General features: G+C 60.2%; 16 protein-coding genes and 2 pseudogenes. 11 read left to right on the top strand and 7 right to left on the bottom strand.

Annotation, left to right across the window (positions count from 1 at the left end; all coding sequences use genetic code 11):
* The first annotated feature begins 289 nt into the window (after positions 1 to 289).
* Positions 290 to 2,092 carry an acyl-CoA dehydrogenase gene (locus PSH90_RS02150; protein WP_305382055.1) on the top strand — a complete coding sequence of 601 codons (1,803 nt, stop codon included), beginning with the start codon at positions 290 to 292 and terminating at the stop codon, positions 2,090 to 2,092.
* Between the two features lie 143 nt (positions 2,093 to 2,235).
* Here PSH90_RS02150 and PSH90_RS27445 read toward each other — a convergent pair whose 3' ends face one another.
* Positions 2,236 to 2,943 (bottom strand): methyl-accepting chemotaxis protein, encoded by a 708-nt coding sequence (locus PSH90_RS27445; protein ID WP_370695131.1) that lies wholly within the window; start codon positions 2,941 to 2,943, stop codon positions 2,236 to 2,238.
* Positions 2,944 to 3,150: 207 nt separating this feature from the next.
* Positions 3,151 to 4,128, bottom strand: a pseudogene (locus PSH90_RS27440) (cache domain-containing protein); the annotation flags it as partial.
* Positions 4,129 to 4,425: 297 nt separating this feature from the next.
* Between PSH90_RS27440 and PSH90_RS02140 the strand changes: the two are divergent.
* Entirely contained in the window at positions 4,426 to 4,797 is a 372-nt protein-coding gene (locus PSH90_RS02140; protein ID WP_056787429.1) for a hypothetical protein, read from the top strand.
* Positions 4,798 to 4,854: 57 nt separating this feature from the next.
* Here PSH90_RS02140 and PSH90_RS02135 read toward each other — a convergent pair whose 3' ends face one another.
* Both PSH90_RS02135 and PSH90_RS02130 read right to left on the bottom strand, forming a co-directional pair.
* Positions 4,855 to 5,157, bottom strand: a complete 303-nt coding sequence (locus tag PSH90_RS02135; RefSeq protein ID WP_056787426.1) for a cell division protein ZapA — start codon at positions 5,155 to 5,157, stop codon at positions 4,855 to 4,857.
* Entirely contained in the window at positions 5,154 to 5,384 is a 231-nt protein-coding gene (locus PSH90_RS02130; protein ID WP_122508526.1) for a hypothetical protein, read from the bottom strand. The genes PSH90_RS02135 and PSH90_RS02130 overlap by 4 nt, the downstream gene beginning before the upstream one ends.
* A 277-nt stretch (positions 5,385 to 5,661) precedes the next feature.
* On the opposite strand from PSH90_RS02130, the pseudogene PSH90_RS27435 reads away from it, so the two are divergent.
* The 5 genes and pseudogenes from PSH90_RS27435 to selO form a co-directional block, all read left to right on the top strand.
* Positions 5,662 to 6,384: pseudogene (locus PSH90_RS27435) on the top strand (MCP four helix bundle domain-containing protein); the annotation flags it as partial.
* Between the two features lie 30 nt (positions 6,385 to 6,414).
* Positions 6,415 to 7,287 carry a methyl-accepting chemotaxis protein gene (locus PSH90_RS27430; RefSeq protein WP_370695130.1) on the top strand — a complete coding sequence of 291 codons (873 nt, stop codon included), beginning with the start codon at positions 6,415 to 6,417 and terminating at the stop codon, positions 7,285 to 7,287.
* A gap of 314 nt (positions 7,288 to 7,601) precedes the next feature.
* Entirely contained in the window at positions 7,602 to 9,344 is a 1,743-nt protein-coding gene (locus tag PSH90_RS02120) for a potassium/proton antiporter (RefSeq protein ID WP_150741701.1), read from the top strand.
* Positions 9,345 to 9,378: 34 nt separating this feature from the next.
* Entirely contained in the window at positions 9,379 to 12,732 is a 3,354-nt protein-coding gene (gene mscK, locus PSH90_RS02115) for a mechanosensitive channel MscK (RefSeq protein ID WP_095181005.1), read from the top strand.
* Between the two features lie 48 nt (positions 12,733 to 12,780).
* Entirely contained in the window at positions 12,781 to 14,244 is a 1,464-nt protein-coding gene (gene selO, locus PSH90_RS02110) for a protein adenylyltransferase SelO (RefSeq protein ID WP_305382051.1), read from the top strand.
* A 5-nt stretch (positions 14,245 to 14,249) separates the two neighbouring features.
* Here the strand turns inward: selO and PSH90_RS02105 are convergent, their stop codons facing one another.
* Positions 14,250 to 14,612 (bottom strand): type II toxin-antitoxin system PemK/MazF family toxin, encoded by a 363-nt coding sequence (locus PSH90_RS02105; RefSeq protein ID WP_056787412.1) that lies wholly within the window; start codon positions 14,610 to 14,612, stop codon positions 14,250 to 14,252.
* Complete coding sequence (locus PSH90_RS02100; RefSeq protein ID WP_008077592.1) at positions 14,612 to 14,881, bottom strand: hypothetical protein; 270 nt, start codon at positions 14,879 to 14,881, stop codon at positions 14,612 to 14,614. Before PSH90_RS02100 ends, PSH90_RS02105 begins: the two co-directional genes overlap by 1 nt.
* 236 nt (positions 14,882 to 15,117) lie before the next feature.
* On the opposite strand from PSH90_RS02100, the gene trxC reads away from it, so the two are divergent.
* On the top strand, positions 15,118 to 15,552 hold the full coding sequence (trxC, locus tag PSH90_RS02095; RefSeq protein ID WP_056787410.1) for a thioredoxin TrxC: 435 nt from the start codon (positions 15,118 to 15,120) through the stop codon (positions 15,550 to 15,552).
* Between the two features lie 132 nt (positions 15,553 to 15,684).
* Here the strand turns inward: trxC and PSH90_RS02090 are convergent, their stop codons facing one another.
* Positions 15,685 to 16,455, bottom strand: a complete 771-nt coding sequence (locus PSH90_RS02090) for a ParA family protein (protein WP_056787407.1) — start codon at positions 16,453 to 16,455, stop codon at positions 15,685 to 15,687.
* 356 nt (positions 16,456 to 16,811) lie between these two features.
* Between PSH90_RS02090 and PSH90_RS02085 the strand changes: the two genes are divergently transcribed.
* Genes PSH90_RS02085 through PSH90_RS02075 form a run of 3 tightly spaced genes read left to right on the top strand, consistent with a single transcriptional unit; the run spans position 16,812 to position 18,578 of the window.
* Positions 16,812 to 17,537 carry a beta-ketoacyl synthase chain length factor gene (locus PSH90_RS02085; protein ID WP_041477598.1) on the top strand — a complete coding sequence of 242 codons (726 nt, stop codon included), beginning with the start codon at positions 16,812 to 16,814 and terminating at the stop codon, positions 17,535 to 17,537.
* Positions 17,513 to 18,325 carry a 1-acyl-sn-glycerol-3-phosphate acyltransferase gene (locus PSH90_RS02080; RefSeq protein ID WP_041477597.1) on the top strand — a complete coding sequence of 271 codons (813 nt, stop codon included), beginning with the start codon at positions 17,513 to 17,515 and terminating at the stop codon, positions 18,323 to 18,325. Before PSH90_RS02085 ends, PSH90_RS02080 begins: the two co-directional genes overlap by 25 nt.
* Positions 18,303 to 18,578 carry a phosphopantetheine-binding protein gene (locus PSH90_RS02075; protein WP_095181011.1) on the top strand — a complete coding sequence of 92 codons (276 nt, stop codon included), beginning with the start codon at positions 18,303 to 18,305 and terminating at the stop codon, positions 18,576 to 18,578. The genes PSH90_RS02080 and PSH90_RS02075 overlap by 23 nt, the downstream gene beginning before the upstream one ends.
* The last annotated feature ends 5 nt before the right edge of the window (positions 18,579 to 18,583 follow it).

Below are 18,583 nucleotides of genomic sequence, written 5' to 3'. Positions count from 1 at the left end.
GCAATGGTCGCCTGGTACGCAATACTCTGTGGGAGCGAGCCTGCTCGCGAAGACGACGTTTCAGTCGACATCAATGTTGCCTGAACCACCGCTTTCGCGAGCAGGCTCGCTTCCACAGAAGATCAAAAGATCGCAGCCTTCGGCAGCTCCTACAGGGAAACGCATTCCAAATGTAGGAGCTGCCGAAGGCTGCGATCTTTTGCTTCTGCATCACTCTCATCAATCATCCTATCCAGCCTCTATTCCCCCGCCTTAGACTCGGCCCAACCCCAATTTCAGGTAGGCCGCCATGTCCGAGACGCTGCTCAGTTCCCGCAATCTGGCTTTCGAGCTGTATGAAGTCCTTGATGCCGAGGGCCTGACCCGGCGTGAGCGCTTTGCCGAGCACAACCGCGAAACCTTCGACGCCGCCATCGGCACCGCGCGCAACATCGCCGAGAAGTACTTTGCGCCGCACAACCGCAAGGGCGACGAGAACGAGCCGCGCTACGAGGATGGTAAGGCGATCCTGATTCCTGAAGTGAAACCGGCGGTGGATGCCTTCCTTGAGGCCGGATTCCTTAACGCAGCGCGAAGTTTCGACGCCGGCGGAATGCAATTGCCGACCCTGCTGTCGCAAGCCTGCTTCGCGCACTTTCAGTCCGCCAACGCAGCGTCGACGTCGTACCCGTTCCTGACCATGGGCGCGGCCAATCTGATCGAGAGCTTTGGCAGCGAAGAGCAGAAACAGCGCTTCCTGCAACCGATGATCGACGGACGTTTCTTCGGCACCATGGCCCTGACCGAGCCCCATGCCGGTTCATCGCTGTCGGACATTCGTACCCGCGCCGAGCCTGCGTCCGACGGCACCTATCGCCTGAAGGGCAACAAGATCTTCATTTCCGGCGGCGATCATCCGCTGTCGGAAAACATCGTACACATGGTGCTCGCCAAACTGCCGGACGCACCGCCGGGGGTGAAAGGTATTTCGCTGTTTATCGTGCCGAAGTTTCTGGTCAACGACGACGGCAGCCTCGGCCAGCGCAACGACGTGCTGCTCGCCGGTTTGTTCCACAAGATGGGCTGGCGCGGCACCACATCGACGGCGCTGAACTTCGGCGATAACGGTGAGTGCGTCGGCTATCTGGTGGGCAAACCGCACCATGGTTTGAGCTACATGTTCCAGATGATGAACGAAGCGCGAATCGGCGTCGGCATGGGCGCGGTGATGCTCGGCTATGCCGGTTACCTGTATTCACTGGAATATGCGCGTGAGCGGCCGCAGGGCCGGGTGCCGGACAGCAAGGATCCGACCACTGCGCCGGTGGCGATCATTCAGCACGCGGACGTCAGACGCATGCTGCTGACGCAGAAATCCTACGTCGAAGGTGCGTTTGACCTCGGCCTGTACGCCGCGCGGTTGTTCGATGACACCACCACGCTGGAAACCGAAGCCGAACGCAAACAGGCTCATGAACTGTTGGACTTGCTGACACCGATCGTCAAATCCTGGCCTTCGGAGTTTTGCCTGAAGGCCAACGAACTGGCGATCCAGATTCTTGGCGGCCACGGCTACACCCGTGAGTACCCGGTGGAGCAGTACTATCGCGACAACCGCTTGAATCCGATCCACGAAGGCACCCACGGCATCCAGTCGCTGGATTTGCTCGGGCGCAAACTGGCGCAGAACGGTGGCGCCGGTCTCAAGCAGCTGATTCGATTGATCGCCAACACGGCCGAACGTGCCACTGAATACGATTCGTTGACCACCCTGCGCGAACCGCTGGAAAAACTCGTTGCCCGCCTGCAAACCGTGACCATCGGCCTGCTCACCGATCTGGCCCAAGGCAAGGTCAACAGCAGCCTGGCGAACTCGGCGCTGTACCTGAAAGTGTTCGGCCACGCAGTGATCGGCTGGCGCTGGCTGGAGCAGGCGATCCGCGCCGAGGAAGGCCTGGCCAAAGGAAATGCGGCGGATGTCGACTTCTATAAGGGCAAGTTGCAGGCGGCGCGGTATTTCCTGACATGGAAAGTGCCGGGTTGCCAGCATGAGCTGGACTTGCTGGAGGCGCGGGATGATACGTGTCTGGGGATGCTGGAGGAGTGGTTCTGATCTGCAAGTTGTTTTGCGACTGAAACCATTCGCGAGCAGGCTCGCTCCCACAGGACAGGTGGTGTTCACAGGATGCGTGAACATGCCGAATCCAATGTGGGAGCGAGCCTGCTCGCGAAGGCGTCAGCCCAGGCGATACAGCTTCAACTCAACTTGAACCCACCCATCTGCCGCGCCAGATCATCCGCCAGCCGCTGCAACATCTGACAATCCTCACGACACGCACGAACCTCCCCCGCCGTCGCCCGTGCCAGATCGGAAATCCCCTGCACGTTGCGGTTGATCTCTTCAGTCACCGCGGACTGCTCTTCGGTTGCCGTCGCTACCTGATGGTTCATATCGCTGATGCGCTCGACCTGACCGGTGATCGCCGTCAGTGACGCGCCGGTACGCTGGCTCGATTCAACCCCGGTCCCGGTTGCAGCCTGACCGGTGCGCATCGATGACACGGCGTTTTCCGCGCCTTGCTTGAGGCTGCCGATCATCAATTGAATTTCGTCGGTCGAGGCCTGGGTCCTGCGCGCGAGGGTGCGCACTTCATCGGCGACCACCGCGAAGCCACGGCCCATATCGCCGGCGCGGGCAGCTTCGATGGCGGCGTTGAGTGCCAGCAGATTGGTCTGTTCGGAAACGCCACGAATCACCGCCAGCACCGAATCAATCGACGCCACTTGCTGCGCCAGCTCACCCACCGCCCCTGCCGCCACGCCGATCTCATCGGACATGCTCTCGATATGACGGATCGAGCCACCAACCACTTCCCGTGCCTGCAACGCCTCATCGCGCGCGGTTTGCGAGGCAAGCGCGGCGTTGCCAGCGTTCTGCGCGATTTCCTGCACGGTCAGGCCCATTTCGTGGACGGCGGTGGCTACCATGTCGGTCATTTCCTGCTGCCGGCCGGAACGCTCGGCGGTGTTGTCCACCACCGTAGCCACTTGCCCTACGGCTGTGCGCAGGCGCTCGCTGGTGGTCAGCACTTCACCGATCATTGCGCGCTGGCTGTCGAGGAAACGGTTGAAGCCGCGCGCCAGGTCGCCCAGCTCATCGGCACGGCTGGAATCTAACCGGTGGGTCAAATCTCCACCACCGCTACCGATGGCCACCAGCGCCCGTGTTACTTGTCGAATCGGTCGCACCAGCCCCTGCGCCAGCCACACCACCAACGCCAGGCAGACCAGCGCCACCACCAGACCGATGCCGCCGCTCATCCACATCGCTTTCCGTGCTTCGGCGTAGATCTGCGACTGCGGCACTTCGGCCACCAGCGTCCAGCCGAGATCGCGCAGGGGCAGGCTGAAGGCGAGGAAGTCTTCACCGTCGCGCTGGAAGCTGCTGTTCACTGCGGATTTGTGCCCCATCAGCGCTTGCGCCGCGTTGGCGCCGATCTGCTCGGTCAAGGTGCGTTTGCCGCTGAACTGCGCTTCAGGATGGACCTGAATCAAACCATCGGAACGCACGAGATAGACCTTGCCGCGCTCGCCGAAACTGAAGTTGTGGATCAGCTCAGACAGCTCTTTCATGCTCAGCCCCAACCCGGCGACACCGACGACTTTGCCGGCCTGCTCGACCTTCAGATCGATGAACAGGGCCAGCTCGCCAGTGGCGCCGTCGTTGTCGATATTGAGGGTGCGCGGCTGATTGCTGTCGAGAAAGGAATAGAACCAGGCGTCGGCCGGTTTCGCGCGACTGAGGGTGCGATCGAGGCCTTTTTCGGTGATGTAATGATTGGATTCGGTGCCGATGATCAACGCGGTAAAGGCTTTGTGTTCAGCGCGGATGCCTTCCAGATATTGCGCGAAAAGCGCGGTTTTGCGGCTGTCTTCGCCGGATGCCAGCCAGTCACGCACCATGGTGTTGCTGGCGATGTCCTTGGCGGCGGTGAGTGGCTGGACGAGGATGCGTTCGATATCGTTGCGCGTCGCTTCAATGCTCGACGGCAGCGCCTGTTCGACCAGATAGCTCTGGGCGAGGCGGTTGACCACCAGGGTATAAATGCCAACCACAATCACGATGCTGATCAGCAGGGCCGCGCCCATGCCGAGAATCAACTGCCACTGAATACTGCGTCGCCACCACTGCATGGAGCACCCCCGAAGAATAAGAGCCTGAACCACTGCAACAGCCGTGCCGATTGTATACAAAGAGCATCAGAATAAAACACAACCTTCGGTACAGCCGTATCCTTACTAGCAAGAAGCTGGCCATTATATCGAGGGATTCACTGTCAAGTCTGACAGGTTACAACTTGCATCGGGTGGCTTAGATTCGCGGTTTCACGTCTGTGACAAGCATCCGCGTCGCAGATCCAAGCCGTCCATCGCAGGAGAAAGAACATGACTGACACCGGTCCACGAGAGAATTTTGTTCAGGCAATGGCTGACAACGATACGTTTGTTAAATCGGCGCTCATTGGCGACTTTGTCGGGAGCTCGACTTCTCAATCGATGATTATTCGCAGGCACTTCACCGAGGTCATGGTTTTCCCGGTAATCCATTACAAAATTACGATCACCACCCTCGCAGGCACGACGTACAGCACAGTTCAGCCAATTCCGTCGGCAGAATATATCTACCTGCTTTCCAAGGGTGATGAAGTGACGATCGAAAATACTACCTATAGAGTTTCCCACTCAGAGTTCATCAAGCAATCCGATGGAGAATGGACAACAAAAGTCTACTGGCAGCCAATACTCCAAGCCTCATAGCAACAAGACCTCAGCATGTTCAGCGCCTCAATGTACCGAGGCGCTGCGAAAAGCGAGTCAACCCTGACTGATCGTCTTGGCAATGGTGTCGACCGTGGCGCTGACTTGCTCTTGATAACGGTCGAGTTCTTCCTGGTGCTGTTTCTTCATTTCGATCTGCTGCGAGCACAGATTCATCGCCGCCAGCACCAGCAAACGGTCACCGATCAGCGTCGGGTATTTGCGCTTGGTGTCTTCCAGCGCGGCCTTGAGCATCATCGCCGCGTCCAACAGGGTCTGTTCTTCCCCGGCCGGTGCCTTGATCGAATAGTCCTCGCCAAGAATGGAGATGACTTTTACCCCTGCTGTGCCGTGGTTCATGCGCTGACAGGACCGGCATTGACGCGATCAACCAGCGCCTGGATGCGCGCGGCGGTGGCGCCGTGTTTTTCTTCCTGCTCCATCAGGTTCAGTTGCAGGCTTTCGTTTTCATCCTTGGCCTGGGCCAGTTCCGTGGACAGGGTCTGGTTGGTCTGCAGCAAGGTCTGGTTCTGTTGCACCAGGTCGCTGACGAGCTGTTCCAATTGGCTGAGGGATGCTTCCAACATTTTGATCTTCCAAGCGTTTTTCAAAGGGCGCGTACGATAAAGAAAAGTCACCACGGATGCCAGGGTTAACCTGGCGCAAGGCCTTGATTTTCCTGGGTGGCGAAGCTTCTCGCGAGTTTAAAAGACTGTGATTGGTCGATCTGGTTCCTGCACTTCGTCGCTCAAGCCTGTCTGCGACAAATACGCACACCACCTCAAGACTTTAGTCGTATGACCGATAAGTCACCCATACAGCAGTCTCAGCCCGCATGGATGCGGCCCTTTTCGGTATCCGCCCATGTCCCTTCGCAATATGAACATCGCCCCACGGGCGTTCACCGGCTTCGCCCTGATCGGCGGCCTGATGTTGATTCTCGGCGTGTTTGCGCTGAACCAGATGAGCAAGATCCGCGCGGCCGGCGAAGACATCGCCACCGCCAGCGTGCCGTCGATCAAGGCTCTGGACGAATTCACCCAACTGACCCTGCGCCTGCGCGTGCTCTCCTATCGTTTGCTGATCAACCGCGAACCCGACGTGCAGCAGAAAACCATCGAACTGTTCGACCTGCGCAATCGCCAGATCGCCGATGCGCAACGCGCATACGAGCCACTGATCGAAGGCCCGCAGGAACGTGCGGCGTACGATCAGTACGTGCAATTGCTGGCGCAGTACCGTCAGCTCGAAGAGCGGATGAAAACCCTGTCGCGCAACAATCAGATCGACGAGTTGCGGCAGATGCTCAACAGCGATTTGCTGAGCAATTCGGAAGCGGTGAATACCGCGCTGGCGCGCTTGCTGGAGATCAACACCCAGCAGATCGCCGAAACCGACCAGGGCGCGAAGGATCAGTATTCGATGTCGTTCAATCTGGTGGTGACCTTGCTGGTGATCGCCAGCGGCCTGACCCTGCTGTTCGCCTGGTTGCTGACCGTGAGCATTACCAAGCCGATTTCCAAGGCACTGGAGGCGGCGGAAACCATCGCCGAAGGCAACCTGACCCAGCCGATCCATGTCGATGGCGAAGATGAAGCCGGGCGCTTGCTGGCGGCGATGGCGAAGATGCAATCGAAGCTGCGCGATACCCTGCAGCGCATCTCCGGTTCGGCCACACAGCTTGCGTCTGCTGCGGAAGAGCTGAACAGCGTCACCGACGAAAGTGCTCGCGGCTTGACCCAGCAGAACAACGAAATCGAGCAGGCGGCCACTGCGGTCAATGAGATGACCAGCGCTGTCGAAGAAGTCGCGCGCAACGCGGTCAGCACTTCGGAAGCCTCGAAAAACGCCACCACCTCGGCGGGCGACGGTCGTGATCTGGTGCAGGAAACCGTCAGCGCCATCGAACGCATGAGCGCCGATGTGCAGAGCACCGCGTCCTTGATCGGCGACCTGGCCAATGAATCCCGCGACATCGGCAAGGTGCTCGACGTAATCCGTGGCCTGGCCGACCAGACCAACCTGCTGGCATTGAACGCAGCGATCGAAGCAGCCCGTGCCGGTGAGGCCGGTCGTGGTTTTGCCGTGGTGGCGGACGAAGTGCGCGCCCTGGCCCATCGCACCCAGCAGTCGACCAGCGAAATCGAGCGGATGATCGGCAGCATCCAGAGCGGCACCGAACACGCCGTGGATTCGATGCGCAACAGCACCGAGCGCGCCGAGTCGACGCTCAACATCGCCCGTGGCGCCGGGATGTCGCTGGACACGATCAACAGCGCCATCGTCGAAATCAACGAGCGCAACCTGGTCATCGCCAGCGCTGCCGAAGAGCAGGCGCAGGTGGCGCGGGAAGTCGATCGCAATCTGGTCAACATCCGCGATCTGTCGGTGCAGTCGGCGACCGGCGCCAATCAGACCAGCGCGGCGAGCAATGAGCTGTCGCGCCTGGCGCTGGATCTGAACAACATGGTTGGGCGGTTCAGCCTCTAAGATCAAAGGCTACCCCCTCACCCCAGCCCTCTCCCCCAAGGGGGCGAGGGGGAAAGGGAGCAGATTGAGGGCCTTTCAGATTTTGAGTTCGGCTCGATATTGCAAGTCGGTGTAACCTGCACAAACACCTCGGTCAGTCCCCTCTCCCTCCGGGAGAGGGCTAGGGTGAGGGCCGCAATCCTCCGCCTGCCGCAAAACCTGATGCACCCTGAAAACCTTTTTGACAGCATCACATTTCAACAGGTTAGAATCGCTGGCACGCAGACTGCATGGTCAGTTTGTGCCCCCGTCTTTACGCTTCTGGAGTACTGCCTTTGAATGCGACGACCATCAACAGCCTGTTCTTGATCGGCGCGTTGCTGGTAGGCGCAAGCATTCTTGTCAGTTCTCTTTCTTCACGTCTCGGCATTCCGATTCTGGTCATCATCCTCGCGGTCGGCATGGCGGCAGGGGTCGATGGTGGCGGGATCATTTTCGATAACTACCCGACGGCCTATCTGGTCGGCAACCTCGCCCTTGCAGTGATCCTGCTCGACGGCGGCTTGCGTACGCGGGTGTCGAGTTTCCGCGTGGCCTTGTGGCCGGCGCTGTCGCTGGCCACGGTCGGGGTGTTGATCACCACCGGGCTGACCGGCATGGCCGCTGCGTGGCTGTTCGACCTCAATCTGATTCAGGGCCTGCTGATCGGCGCCATCGTCGGCTCGACCGACGCCGCTGCGGTGTTCTCGCTGCTCGGCGGTAAAGGCCTCAACGAACGGGTCAGCGCCAGTCTGGAAATCGAATCCGGCAGCAACGACCCGATGGCGGTGTTTCTCACCGTCACCCTGATCGACATGCTCGCCAGCGGCGAAACCGGCCTGCACTGGAGTCTGCTGACCCACCTGATCCGCGAGTTCGGCATCGGTGGTGTGATCGGTCTGGGCGGCGGCTGGATGATGCTGCAACTGGTCAACCGCATCAATCTCGCGGCCGGGCTCTATCCGATTCTGATCATCGCTGGCGGTCTGGTGGTGTTCGCGCTGACCAACGCCTTGCACGGCAGTGGTTTTCTCGCCGTGTACCTGTGCGGTCTGGTGATCGGCAACCGCCCGGTGCGTAGCCGCCACGGCATTCTGCACATGCTCGACGGCATGGCCTGGCTGGCGCAGATCGGCATGTTCCTCGTGCTGGGCCTGCTGGTCACGCCCCACGATCTGCTGCCGATCGCCCTGCCCGCCCTCGGTCTGGCGCTGTGGATGATCCTGTTCGCGCGGCCGCTGTCGGTGATGGTCGGCCTGCTGCCGTTCAAGGCCTTCCACGGTCGCGAAAAAGCCTTTATTTCCTGGGTCGGCCTGCGCGGCGCGGTGCCGATCATTCTCGCGGTGTTCCCGCTGATGGCCGGGCTGCCGCAAGCGCAGCTGTATTTCAACCTGGCCTTCTTCATCGTACTGGTGTCGCTGCTAGTGCAAGGCACGAGCCTGCCGTGGGTGGCCAAATTGCTCAAGGTGACCGTTCCGCCAGAACCCGCGCCGATATCCCGGGCGGCACTGGAAGTGCACGTCACCAGCGAGTGGGAACTGTTCGTTTACAAGCTCGGCGCCGAGAAATGGTGCATCGGTTCGCCCCTGCGTGAGCTGAAAATGCCCGAGGGCACACGCATCGCGGCGCTGTTTCGTGGCCAGCAACTGCTCCATCCGTCGGGTAGTACGGTGCTGGAAGTCGATGATTTGCTGTGTGTTATTGGTCATGAACACAACTTGTCGGCCCTCGGCAAACTGTTCAGCCAGGCGCCGCAACGTGGCCTCGATTTGCGCTTCTTCGGCGACTTCGTACTCGAAGGAGATGCCCAGCTTAAAGCGGTTGCAGCGCTGTATGGCTTGCCGGCCGAAGGCATCGATCCGGACATGACCCTGGGCGCGTTCATCGCCCAGAAAGTCGGTGGTGCACCCGTCGTCGGTGACCAGGTGGAGTGGAACAACACCCACTGGACGGTTGCGGTCATGGACGGGAACAAGATCGGCAAAGTGGGCGTCAGATTCCCCGAAGGAAGTCGCCCGGGCCCCGGACTCTTCCTCTAAACTGCTTCCACTCTCACTTGCTTGACCGGTCTCTATGCCTACCCTGCGCTCCTTTTTCGCCGCGGCCCTGCTGGGCCTCAGTCTTGTCGTCGGCCCGCTGCATGCTGCCGAACCACCGTCCAGCGATGCCGTGCAGGCCAGCCTCGACAAGCTGGCTGACAGCAAACTGCCGGACGCCGACAAGAAGACCCTGCAGACCGTCCTGCAGAACACCCTCAATCAACTGAACAACCAGCGTGATTACGAGCAGAAGCTGATCGATCTCAAGCGTCAGCTGGCCAACGCGCCGAAGCAGACGATTGAAAATACCCGCGAACTGAGCCGCCTCAAGGCCACCGCACCGGTGCCGGTAGCGCAACGTTTTCCGAAAGAGTCGATCCAGCAACTGGAGCAGATCCTCACCGATCGCTCGACCCAGCAAAGCGATCTGCAAAAAGCCCTGGCCGAAGCCAACAGTCTGATCATCACCGCGCAGACTCGCCCCGAGCGTGCGCAGGCGGAGATTTCCGCCAGCCAGACGCGCATCCAGCAGATCAACACCATCCTCAAATCCGGCAAGGACACGGGCAAAACGGTCACCGCCGAACAGCGCGACCAGTTGAACGCCGAACTGGCCGCACTCAATGCACTGATTCCATTGCGCCGCCAGGAACTGGCAGGCAACACCCAGTTGCAGGATCTGGGCAACGCTCAGCATGACTTGCTCTCGGAGAAATCCGATCGCCTCGACCGCGAGATCCAGGAACTGCAAACCCTGATCAACCAGAAGCGTCTGGCGCAGTCGCAGGAAACCGTTACCCAGCAATCGATCGAAGCGCAGAAGGCCGGCGGCAGCAGCCTGCTGGCGAGCGAGAGCGCGACCAATCTCAAGCTTTCCGACTATTTGCTCAAGAGCACCGACCGTCTCAACGAAGTCACGCAGCAGAACCTGCAGACCAAACAGCAACTCGACACCCTGACCCAGAGCGATTCGGCACTGGACGAACAGATCAGCGTGCTCAAGGGCAGCCTGCTGCTGTCGAAAATTCTCTACAAACAGAAGCAGGCGCTGCCGCACTTGAAGGTCGACCGCGACCTCGCCGACCAGATTGCCGATATTCGCCTGTATCAGTTCGATGTCAGCCAGCAGCGGGAGCTGTTGAGCAATCCGGCGACCTATGTCGACAATCTGCTGGCCACGCAGCCGCCAGAGCAGGTCACCCCGCAACTGCGCAAAAGCCTGCTCGATCTGGCCAACACCCGTGCTGATCTGCTCGAGCGGCTGAACCGCGAGTTGAGCGCGATGCTCAATGAATCGATCACCCTGCAGCTCAACCAGAAACAATTGCTGAGCACCGCGCAAAGCCTGCGCGCGACCCTCGACGAACAGATGTTCTGGATCCCCAGCAACAAGCCGCTGGACGTGGAATGGATGCGCGGCGTGCCCGAGCGTCTCGAGCGACAGGTCAACACCCTGCCCTGGGCGTCGAGTCTGAGCGAACTGACTGACGGCCTGACCCAGCGTCCCTTGCTGTTCCTGCCATTGGCGCTGCTGATCGGCGCCCTGTTGTGGCGACGCAAAGCGCTGTACGGACGACTCAACAAGGTTCACCAGGACATCGGCCACTTCAAGCGCGACAGCCAGTGGCACACCCCGCAGGCGATTCTGATCAACATCCTGTTGGCGATGCCGGTGGCGCTGGGTCTGGCGCTGTGCGGTCTGGCCCTGCAGATCGACGCGCGCGGGCAGAACGCCAACATGGGCGCGGCGCTTTTGCAGATGGGCCAGGCCTGGCTGGTGTTCTACACCGCGTACCGGATTCTCGCGCCGGGTGGCGTGGCGGAATTGCACTTCCGCTGGGAAAAACCGCAGGTCGAGTTCCTTCAGGGCTGGGTACGTCGATTGGGCCTTGTGGTCATGGCGCTGGTGGCCGTGGTGGCCGTCGCCGAGTTGCAACCAGCGGCGCTGGCTGATGACGTGCTCGGCATGCCGGTGGTGCTGACCTGCTACGCCTTGATGGCGTGGCTGCTCAGTCGCCTGCTGATCAGCAGCCCGACGCACCAGAACGCTTCGCTGTTCCGCAAAGCCGTCGGAGTGATGTTCACCCTGCTGCCGATCGCCCTGTTTGTCGCGGTGTGCTTCGGCTACTACTACACCGCGCTGAAACTCAGCGACCGCTTGATCAATACCCTGTACCTGCTGATGTTCTGGCTGGTGATCGAGGCCACCTTCGTGCGTGGTCTGAGCGTTGCCGCGCGGCGTCTGGCTTACCAGCGCGCGCTGGCCAAACGGCAGGCGGCAAAAGAGGCCGGCGACGGCGAAGCGGTGATCGAAGAGCCGACCCTGGACATCGAAAAGGTCAACGAACAGTCCCTGCGCCTGATCCGTCTGGCCCTGCTCGGCGGTTTCATCGCGGCGCTGTACTGGGTCTGGTCGGACCTGATTTCGGTGTTCTCGTATCTGGACAACATCACCCTCTACGAATACACCAGCGGCACTGGCGCCAACATGAGCATGGTGCCGATCAGCATCGGCGACATGCTCGGCGCGCTGATCATCATCGGTATCACCTTCGCTCTGGCGCGCAACTTGCCCGGCCTGCTCGAAGTGTTCGTGCTGTCCAAACTCAATCTGGCCCAGGGCAGCGCTTATGCGACAACGACGCTGCTGTCCTACGTGATTGCCGGCGTTGGTTTTGTCACCACCCTGTCGACCCTCGGCGTCAGTTGGGACAAGTTGCAATGGCTGGTGGCAGCGCTGTCGGTGGGCCTCGGTTTCGGTATGCAGGAGATCTTCGCCAACTTCATCTCCGGCATCATGATCCTCTTCGAACGCCCGGTGCGGATCGGTGACACCATCACCATCGGCAACCTGTCGGGCACGGTGAGCAAGATCCGCATCCGCGCCACGACCATCACCGACTTCGACCGCAAGGACATCATTGTCCCGAACAAAACGTTCATCACCGGGCAATTGATCAACTGGTCGCTGACCGACACCATCACCCGCGTCACGCTGAAACTCGGCGTCGATTACGGTTCGGATCTGGACCTGGTCAAGGAACTGCTGCTCAAAGCGGCCCGGGAGAACCCGCGCGTGCTCAAAGAACCTGAGCCACACGTGTACTTCCTCAACTTCGGCGAAAGCACGCTCGACCACGAACTGCGCATGCATGTACGCGATCTCGGTGACCGCAACCCGGTGCTGGATGAGGTCAACCGCTTCATCAATCGCGAGTTCAAGAAGCAGCACATCAACATCTCGTTCCGGCAGATGGAGGTTTATCTGAAGAACCTCCACGGTCAGGAATACAAGATGGTGCCTGTGGAACCCGAGAACAAAACCATCGTGCCGATCGTCGACGGGCAGAAACCGTTGCCGGAACCGCCACCGAGCAAACTCGACTAACCGACATGGTCCCAGCAGAATGCTCGGACATTCTGCTGGAGCCGGCCCGTGAAAGCCCTCGACGAACTGACTTTCGACAATCGCTTCGCCCGCCTGGGCGACGCGTTCTCCGCGCACGTGCTGCCCGAACCGATCGACAATCCGCGTCTGGTGGTCGCCAGCCCGGCCGCTCTGGCCTTGCTTGATCTCGATGCGGCCAGCGCCGACACCGAAGAATTCGCGCAACTGTTTGGCGGCCACAAGCTGTGGGCCGATGCCGAGCCGCGGGCGATGGTGTATTCCGGGCATCAGTTCGGCGGTTATACCCCGCAACTGGGTGACGGGCGCGGTCTGCTGCTGGGTGAGGTGTACAACAACGCTGGCGAGCATTGGGACTTGCACCTCAAAGGCGCCGGGCAGACGCCGTTTTCACGCATGGGCGATGGTCGCGCGGTGCTGCGCTCATCGATTCGCGAGTTTCTCGCCTCCGAGGCGCTGTTTGCGCTGAACATTCCATCTTCGCGGGCCGCCTGCGTGATTGGCTCCGACACGCCGGTCTGGCGGGAAAAGCAGGAACGCGCGGCGATGGTGCTGCGTCTGGCGCCGAGCCATATCCGCTTCGGCCACTTCGAATATTTCTACTACACCAAGCGCCCCGAGCAGCAGAAACAGCTTGGCGAGCATGTGCTGGCGATGCACTTTCCCGAGTGTCTGGAACAACCGGAACCGTATCTGGCGATGTTTCGCGAGATCGTCGAGCGCAACGCCGAGCTGATCGCCAAGTGGCAGGCCTACGGCTTCTGTCACGGCGTGATGAACACCGACAACATGTCGATCCTCGGCATCACCTTCGACTTCGGCCCGTTCGCCTTCCTCGATGACTTCGACGCGCATTTCATCTGCAATCACTCCGATGATCAGGGTCGCTACTCGTTCAGCAATCAGGTGCCGGTGGGCCAGTGGAACCTCAGCGCGCTCGCCCAGGCGCTGACGCCGTTCATCAGCGTCGAGGCCCTGCGCGAAACCCTCGGCTTGTACCTGCCGCTGTTCCAGGCGCACTACCTCGACCTGATGCGCCGCCGCTTCGGCTTCACCACCGCCGAGGACGACGATCAGCAACTGCTGGAAAACCTGCTGCAACTGATGCAGAACAGCGGCGTCGACTACACGCTGTTTTTCCGCCGCCTCGGTGAAGAGTCAGCCGAACAGGCCATCGCCCGCCTGCGCGACGATTTTGTCGATATCAAAGGTTTCGATGCCTGGGGCGAGCGCTACGTCGCCCGGGTTACCCGCGACGGCAATGCCGATCAGGCACAACGCCGCGCACGGATGCATGCAGTCAATCCGCTGTACATCTTGCGCAATTACCTTGCGCAAAAAGCCATCGATGCGGCCGAGCAAGGCGACTATTCCGAGGTGCGCCGATTGCATGCGGTGCTGAGCAAACCGTTTGAGGAGCAGCCGGGGATGGAGGGTTACGCCGAGCGGCCACCGGAGTGGGGAAAGCATTTGGAGATCAGTTGTTCTTCGTAGGCGCTTCAGCTTAGCGGGTCGATTGCACTGATTACACGGTCGACGATGTCAGACATTGTCACGTCATCCAGTCGCTCGATGAATTTGGCCGTGCCGTCTCGTACCCGTTGTTCTATGTCAAAACTGCGAACCTGATTACACACCGCTACACCATTGGTTTCGTGGCCAGTAATGGCGACCGCCAAACCCATATACCGGCTGAAATTCCCACCGCTAGTAACAGGCACCGTCATGCTCACGCCCAATGCGTTGATCTCTCTGGGCGTGATCACCACAAAGCGATGTCTGTTCATCATCTCCCGCCCCGCCACTGGGTTTGGATCAATCCAGTAAACGTCACCCCGCTGAGGGGGCTGTCGGCGCACCATCAACCCAGCTCCCGGCCGACAGAATCACCTTCAAGGGTCTCGCTAGTCTGGGCGTTAAGTTTCTGCAATTCTTCTGCGCCTTCGAGTAGCTCTGACAAACTATAACGCTTACGCGTAGCGGCTACGGCTGGACGAGCAATCAGTTCGCCATCGACCACATTCAGCTCTAGCTGTGCGCCAACCTCCAGATGCAACAACTTTAAAAGCGTGGGCGGAATCGTAATGACGGCAGCGCCACCTTGGCGGCGTATCTTGGAAGTTACGGACATTATGTCGCTCCGATTTGATGCATAGGAATCATCGATTCCTGGATTAGTGCAACAAAAGTAGCACGCGGATAAAGACAAAGCGATCTCCTCACGACAAGCGTAAAACGCCGAATTGGTCTTCAGACTAGCCATCGATCCCGGAACTGTTTTGAGAAAAATGTGAGCAGTTGCGACATTGATAAGTTGGCAGATCGACTCCAAATCAGTTCTATAGACTGCCTATCAGAGAACCAATCATGACCACCCCACTCCTCATCCCCTGCCCCTCCTGCAATGGCGTCAACCGCATTCCAGCCGAGCGTCTCGCCGATCAACCCAAGTGCGGACGCTGCAAGTCTGCGGTGATGGTGAGCAAACCCTTCGAACTCAAACAAGGCGATTACGCCAGTCAGATCAAGGGCGATCTGCCGTTACTGGTGGATGTCTGGGCGGACTGGTGCGGGCCGTGCAAGTCGTTTGCGCCGGTGTTCGAACAGGCTGCGGCGCAGCTGGCGGGCAAGTGCCGGCTGGCCAAGCTCGACAGCGAAGCGAATCAGCAGTTGTCGGCGCAGTTGGGGATTCGCTCGATTCCGAGTCTGATTCTGTTTAAAAACGGCAGGGAAGTGGCGCGGCAGAGCGGTGCGTTGCCATTGCCGCAGTTGATGGCGTGGCTGCGTAGCCAAGGCATCTGACCCACCACAGATCCCCCTGTGGGAGCGAGCCTGCTCGCGAAGGCGGCCGATCATTCAACGCTGATGTTGAATGTGCCGGCCTCTTCGCGAGCAGGCTCGCTCCCACAGGAGATTTGCGTGTGAGTCGGAAAATCAGTGGCCTTCCAGCAAATTGTGCAATTCGACGAATTGCTGCGTGAGCTTGTGCCGTGGATCGAGGTGGATCAGCGGCATGCTGGCCTGGTGCGACTCGCGCATGCGCACCGAACTGCTCAGATACACCGGTAATACCGGCAAGCCTTCGGCGATCAACTCGTCGAGCATCTGCTGTGGCAGGCTGGCCCGCGCCTGGAACTGATTGACCACGATACCTTCGACTTCCAACCCTTCGTTGTGGTCATCCTTCAACTCTTCGATCTCGGCGATCAGTCCGTACAGGGCCTGACGTGAAAAGCTGTCGCAGTCAAAGGGGATCAACACTCGATCCGCGGCAATCAGCGCCGATACCGCGTAGAAATTCAGTGCAGGCGGGGTGTCGAGATAGATCCGGTCGTAATCCTCGGACAATTCGTCCAGCAACTTGCGCAGCTTGTTGATCTTGTGTTTCGCCTCGAGCTTGGGCTGCAGGTCAGCCAGCTCGGCGGTGGCGGTAATGATGTGCAGGTTGTCGAACGGCGTTTCGTAGATGTCCGCCTGATTCTTTTTCGAGAACGGCCCGGAGGACAGGGTCTGTTTGAAGAAGTCAGCGATACCCATCGGGATATCGTCGCCGGTGAGCCCGGTCAGATACTGAGTGGAATTGGCCTGGGCATCGAGGTCGACCAACAACGTGCGATAACCCTCGCTGGCGCTGACCGCCGCCAGATTGCAGGCGATGCTGGATTTGCCCACGCCACCTTTCTGATTGAACACCACGCGCCGCATGACCAAACCTCCGTGTATCAAAGAATGACCGAGTGTAGTTGCCGGTGACCGCGCTTCGCTACCTTCACCGACATGGACTACGTCGTCAGGTGTAAAAATCGACGCCCAGGCATGGAAAAAACCGCCAGCCATTACGGAGACACCTGACAGACACGCCGCGTCAAATCTGGATAATGGCCAAGTGATAGCCATGCAGCGAACCGCTCGGTACATTTTGTTGGGCAAAATGTAACCAACATTTGCTACACACCCGTCGCACCGGGATAATGCGCGCCACCCGGCGCCCTGCGCCAAGCCAAGCCTGCTGCGGCGCTGGCGACTCAACGCGTCAACGAAAGCCCGCAGGGGCGGGATGAATGTCCGTGATCAACTTCAACATCGCCCAATGGCGCGCGTGGGCCCCGGGGCTCGACAGCGTGGACGCCTGGCAGGCCTGGAGCCGACAACCGGTCGTGCTGCAGAGCAGTGATGCCGCGCCCGATGTGTCGTTTCTGCCGGCCATGCAGCGCCGCCGCCTCAGCCGCCTGGCGCGGATGGCCTTCAGCGTTGGCTGGCCGCTGGCCGACGGGCGGGACAATCTGCCGCTGGTGTTCGTCTCGCGGCACGGCGAAACCCCCCGCACGTTTGAAATCCTCCGCGATCTGGCCACCGAGCAGCCCTTGTCGCCGACCCAATTCAGCCTGTCGGTGCATAACGCGATCATCGGTTTGTGGTCGATCATGCGCGGTGAAACCAGCGAAATGACCGCCCTCGCCGCTGCTGGCGACGGCCTCGAACACGGCATGCTCGAAGCGGCGGCACTGCTTGATGAAGGCGCCCCGGCGGTGCTGCTGGTGATCACCGAAGAGCAGCCGCCCGAGGCGTATTCGCAGTGGGTCGATGATGTGCCGTTCCCTTATGCGCTGGGCTTGTTGCTCACGCCCGGTACCGACTGGCGGCTGACCCTGAACAGCAGCACCGAAACCCGGTCAAAGGCGCACTGGCCGCACGCGCTCAACCTGCTGCGAACCCTGCTCGGCCAGCAACCTGACTGCCAACATGCGTGGAAAAATCGTGTATGGACCTGGCATCGCAACCCGTGACCGCCAAACACCGCGACGCCTACTACTGGCGCCTGCTGGCCACTGCTGCGAGCTTCGCCTTGTTCGGGCTCGGCGGGCTGTGTCTGCGCCTGCTGGTATTTCCGCTGCTCGGCTGCCTGCCCGGTGACGCGCTGGTCCATCGCCTGCGCGCGCGGCGTACGGTCAGTCGCTTGTTCTGGTTTTTCGTGCGTTTCATGGCCCGCACCGGCGTGCTCACCTACGACATCGAGGGTGCCGAGCGCCTTGGCCGACCGGGGCAGATGATCATTGCCAACCACCCGTCGCTGATTGATGTGGTGTTTCTCATCGGTCTGGTGCGCCACGCCAATTGCGTGGTGAAAAAAACCCTCTGGGAAAACCCGTTCACCCGTGGCCCGCTGCGCCGCACCGAGTACATCAGCAACGACGGCAGCATGGACATGCTCGACGCCGCCGCGCAGTCATTGCAGGACGGCCAGACCCTGATCATTTTCCCCGAAGGCACCCGCACCCAGCCGGGGCAGGCGCCGGCCTTTCATCGGGGGGCGGCGGCAATTGCCCTGCGCGGTGCGAAAATCGTTACCCCGGTGATCATCAAGGTCAGCCCGACCACCCTGACCAAAGCCGAGCCGTGGTATCGCATCCCCCATCGCCGCGTGCACTTCAGTTTTCGCGTGGGGGCCGATATAGACCCACAGACCTTCGCCGCGCAAGGCCCCGCACCGCAGGCCTCGCGCAAGCTCAACGATTATTTGCATGACTATTTCATTAAGGAGCTCGCCGCAGATGAGCGAACTGAACACCGCTAGCCTGGTGCGTGACATCAAACTGCTGATCATCGATGCCTTGGGCCTGGAAGACATCAGCCCCGAGGACATCGGCGACGAGCAGACATTGTTCGGCGAAGGCCTCGGCCTGGACTCCGTGGACGCGCTGGAACTGGGCCTGGCGATCCAGAAAAAATACGGCATCAAGATCGACGCCGATGCCAAGGACACCCGCAACCATTTCACCAACGTGGCCAGCCTTGCGGCGTTCGTCACGGCAAAAAAGGCAGCTTGAGACCG

The organism is Pseudomonas sp. FP1762, from assembly GCF_030687105.1.
GTDB classification, from domain to species: domain Bacteria; phylum Pseudomonadota; class Gammaproteobacteria; order Pseudomonadales; family Pseudomonadaceae; genus Aquipseudomonas; species Aquipseudomonas siliginis.
This window is presented reverse-complemented; position numbering and strand designations above follow the sequence as displayed.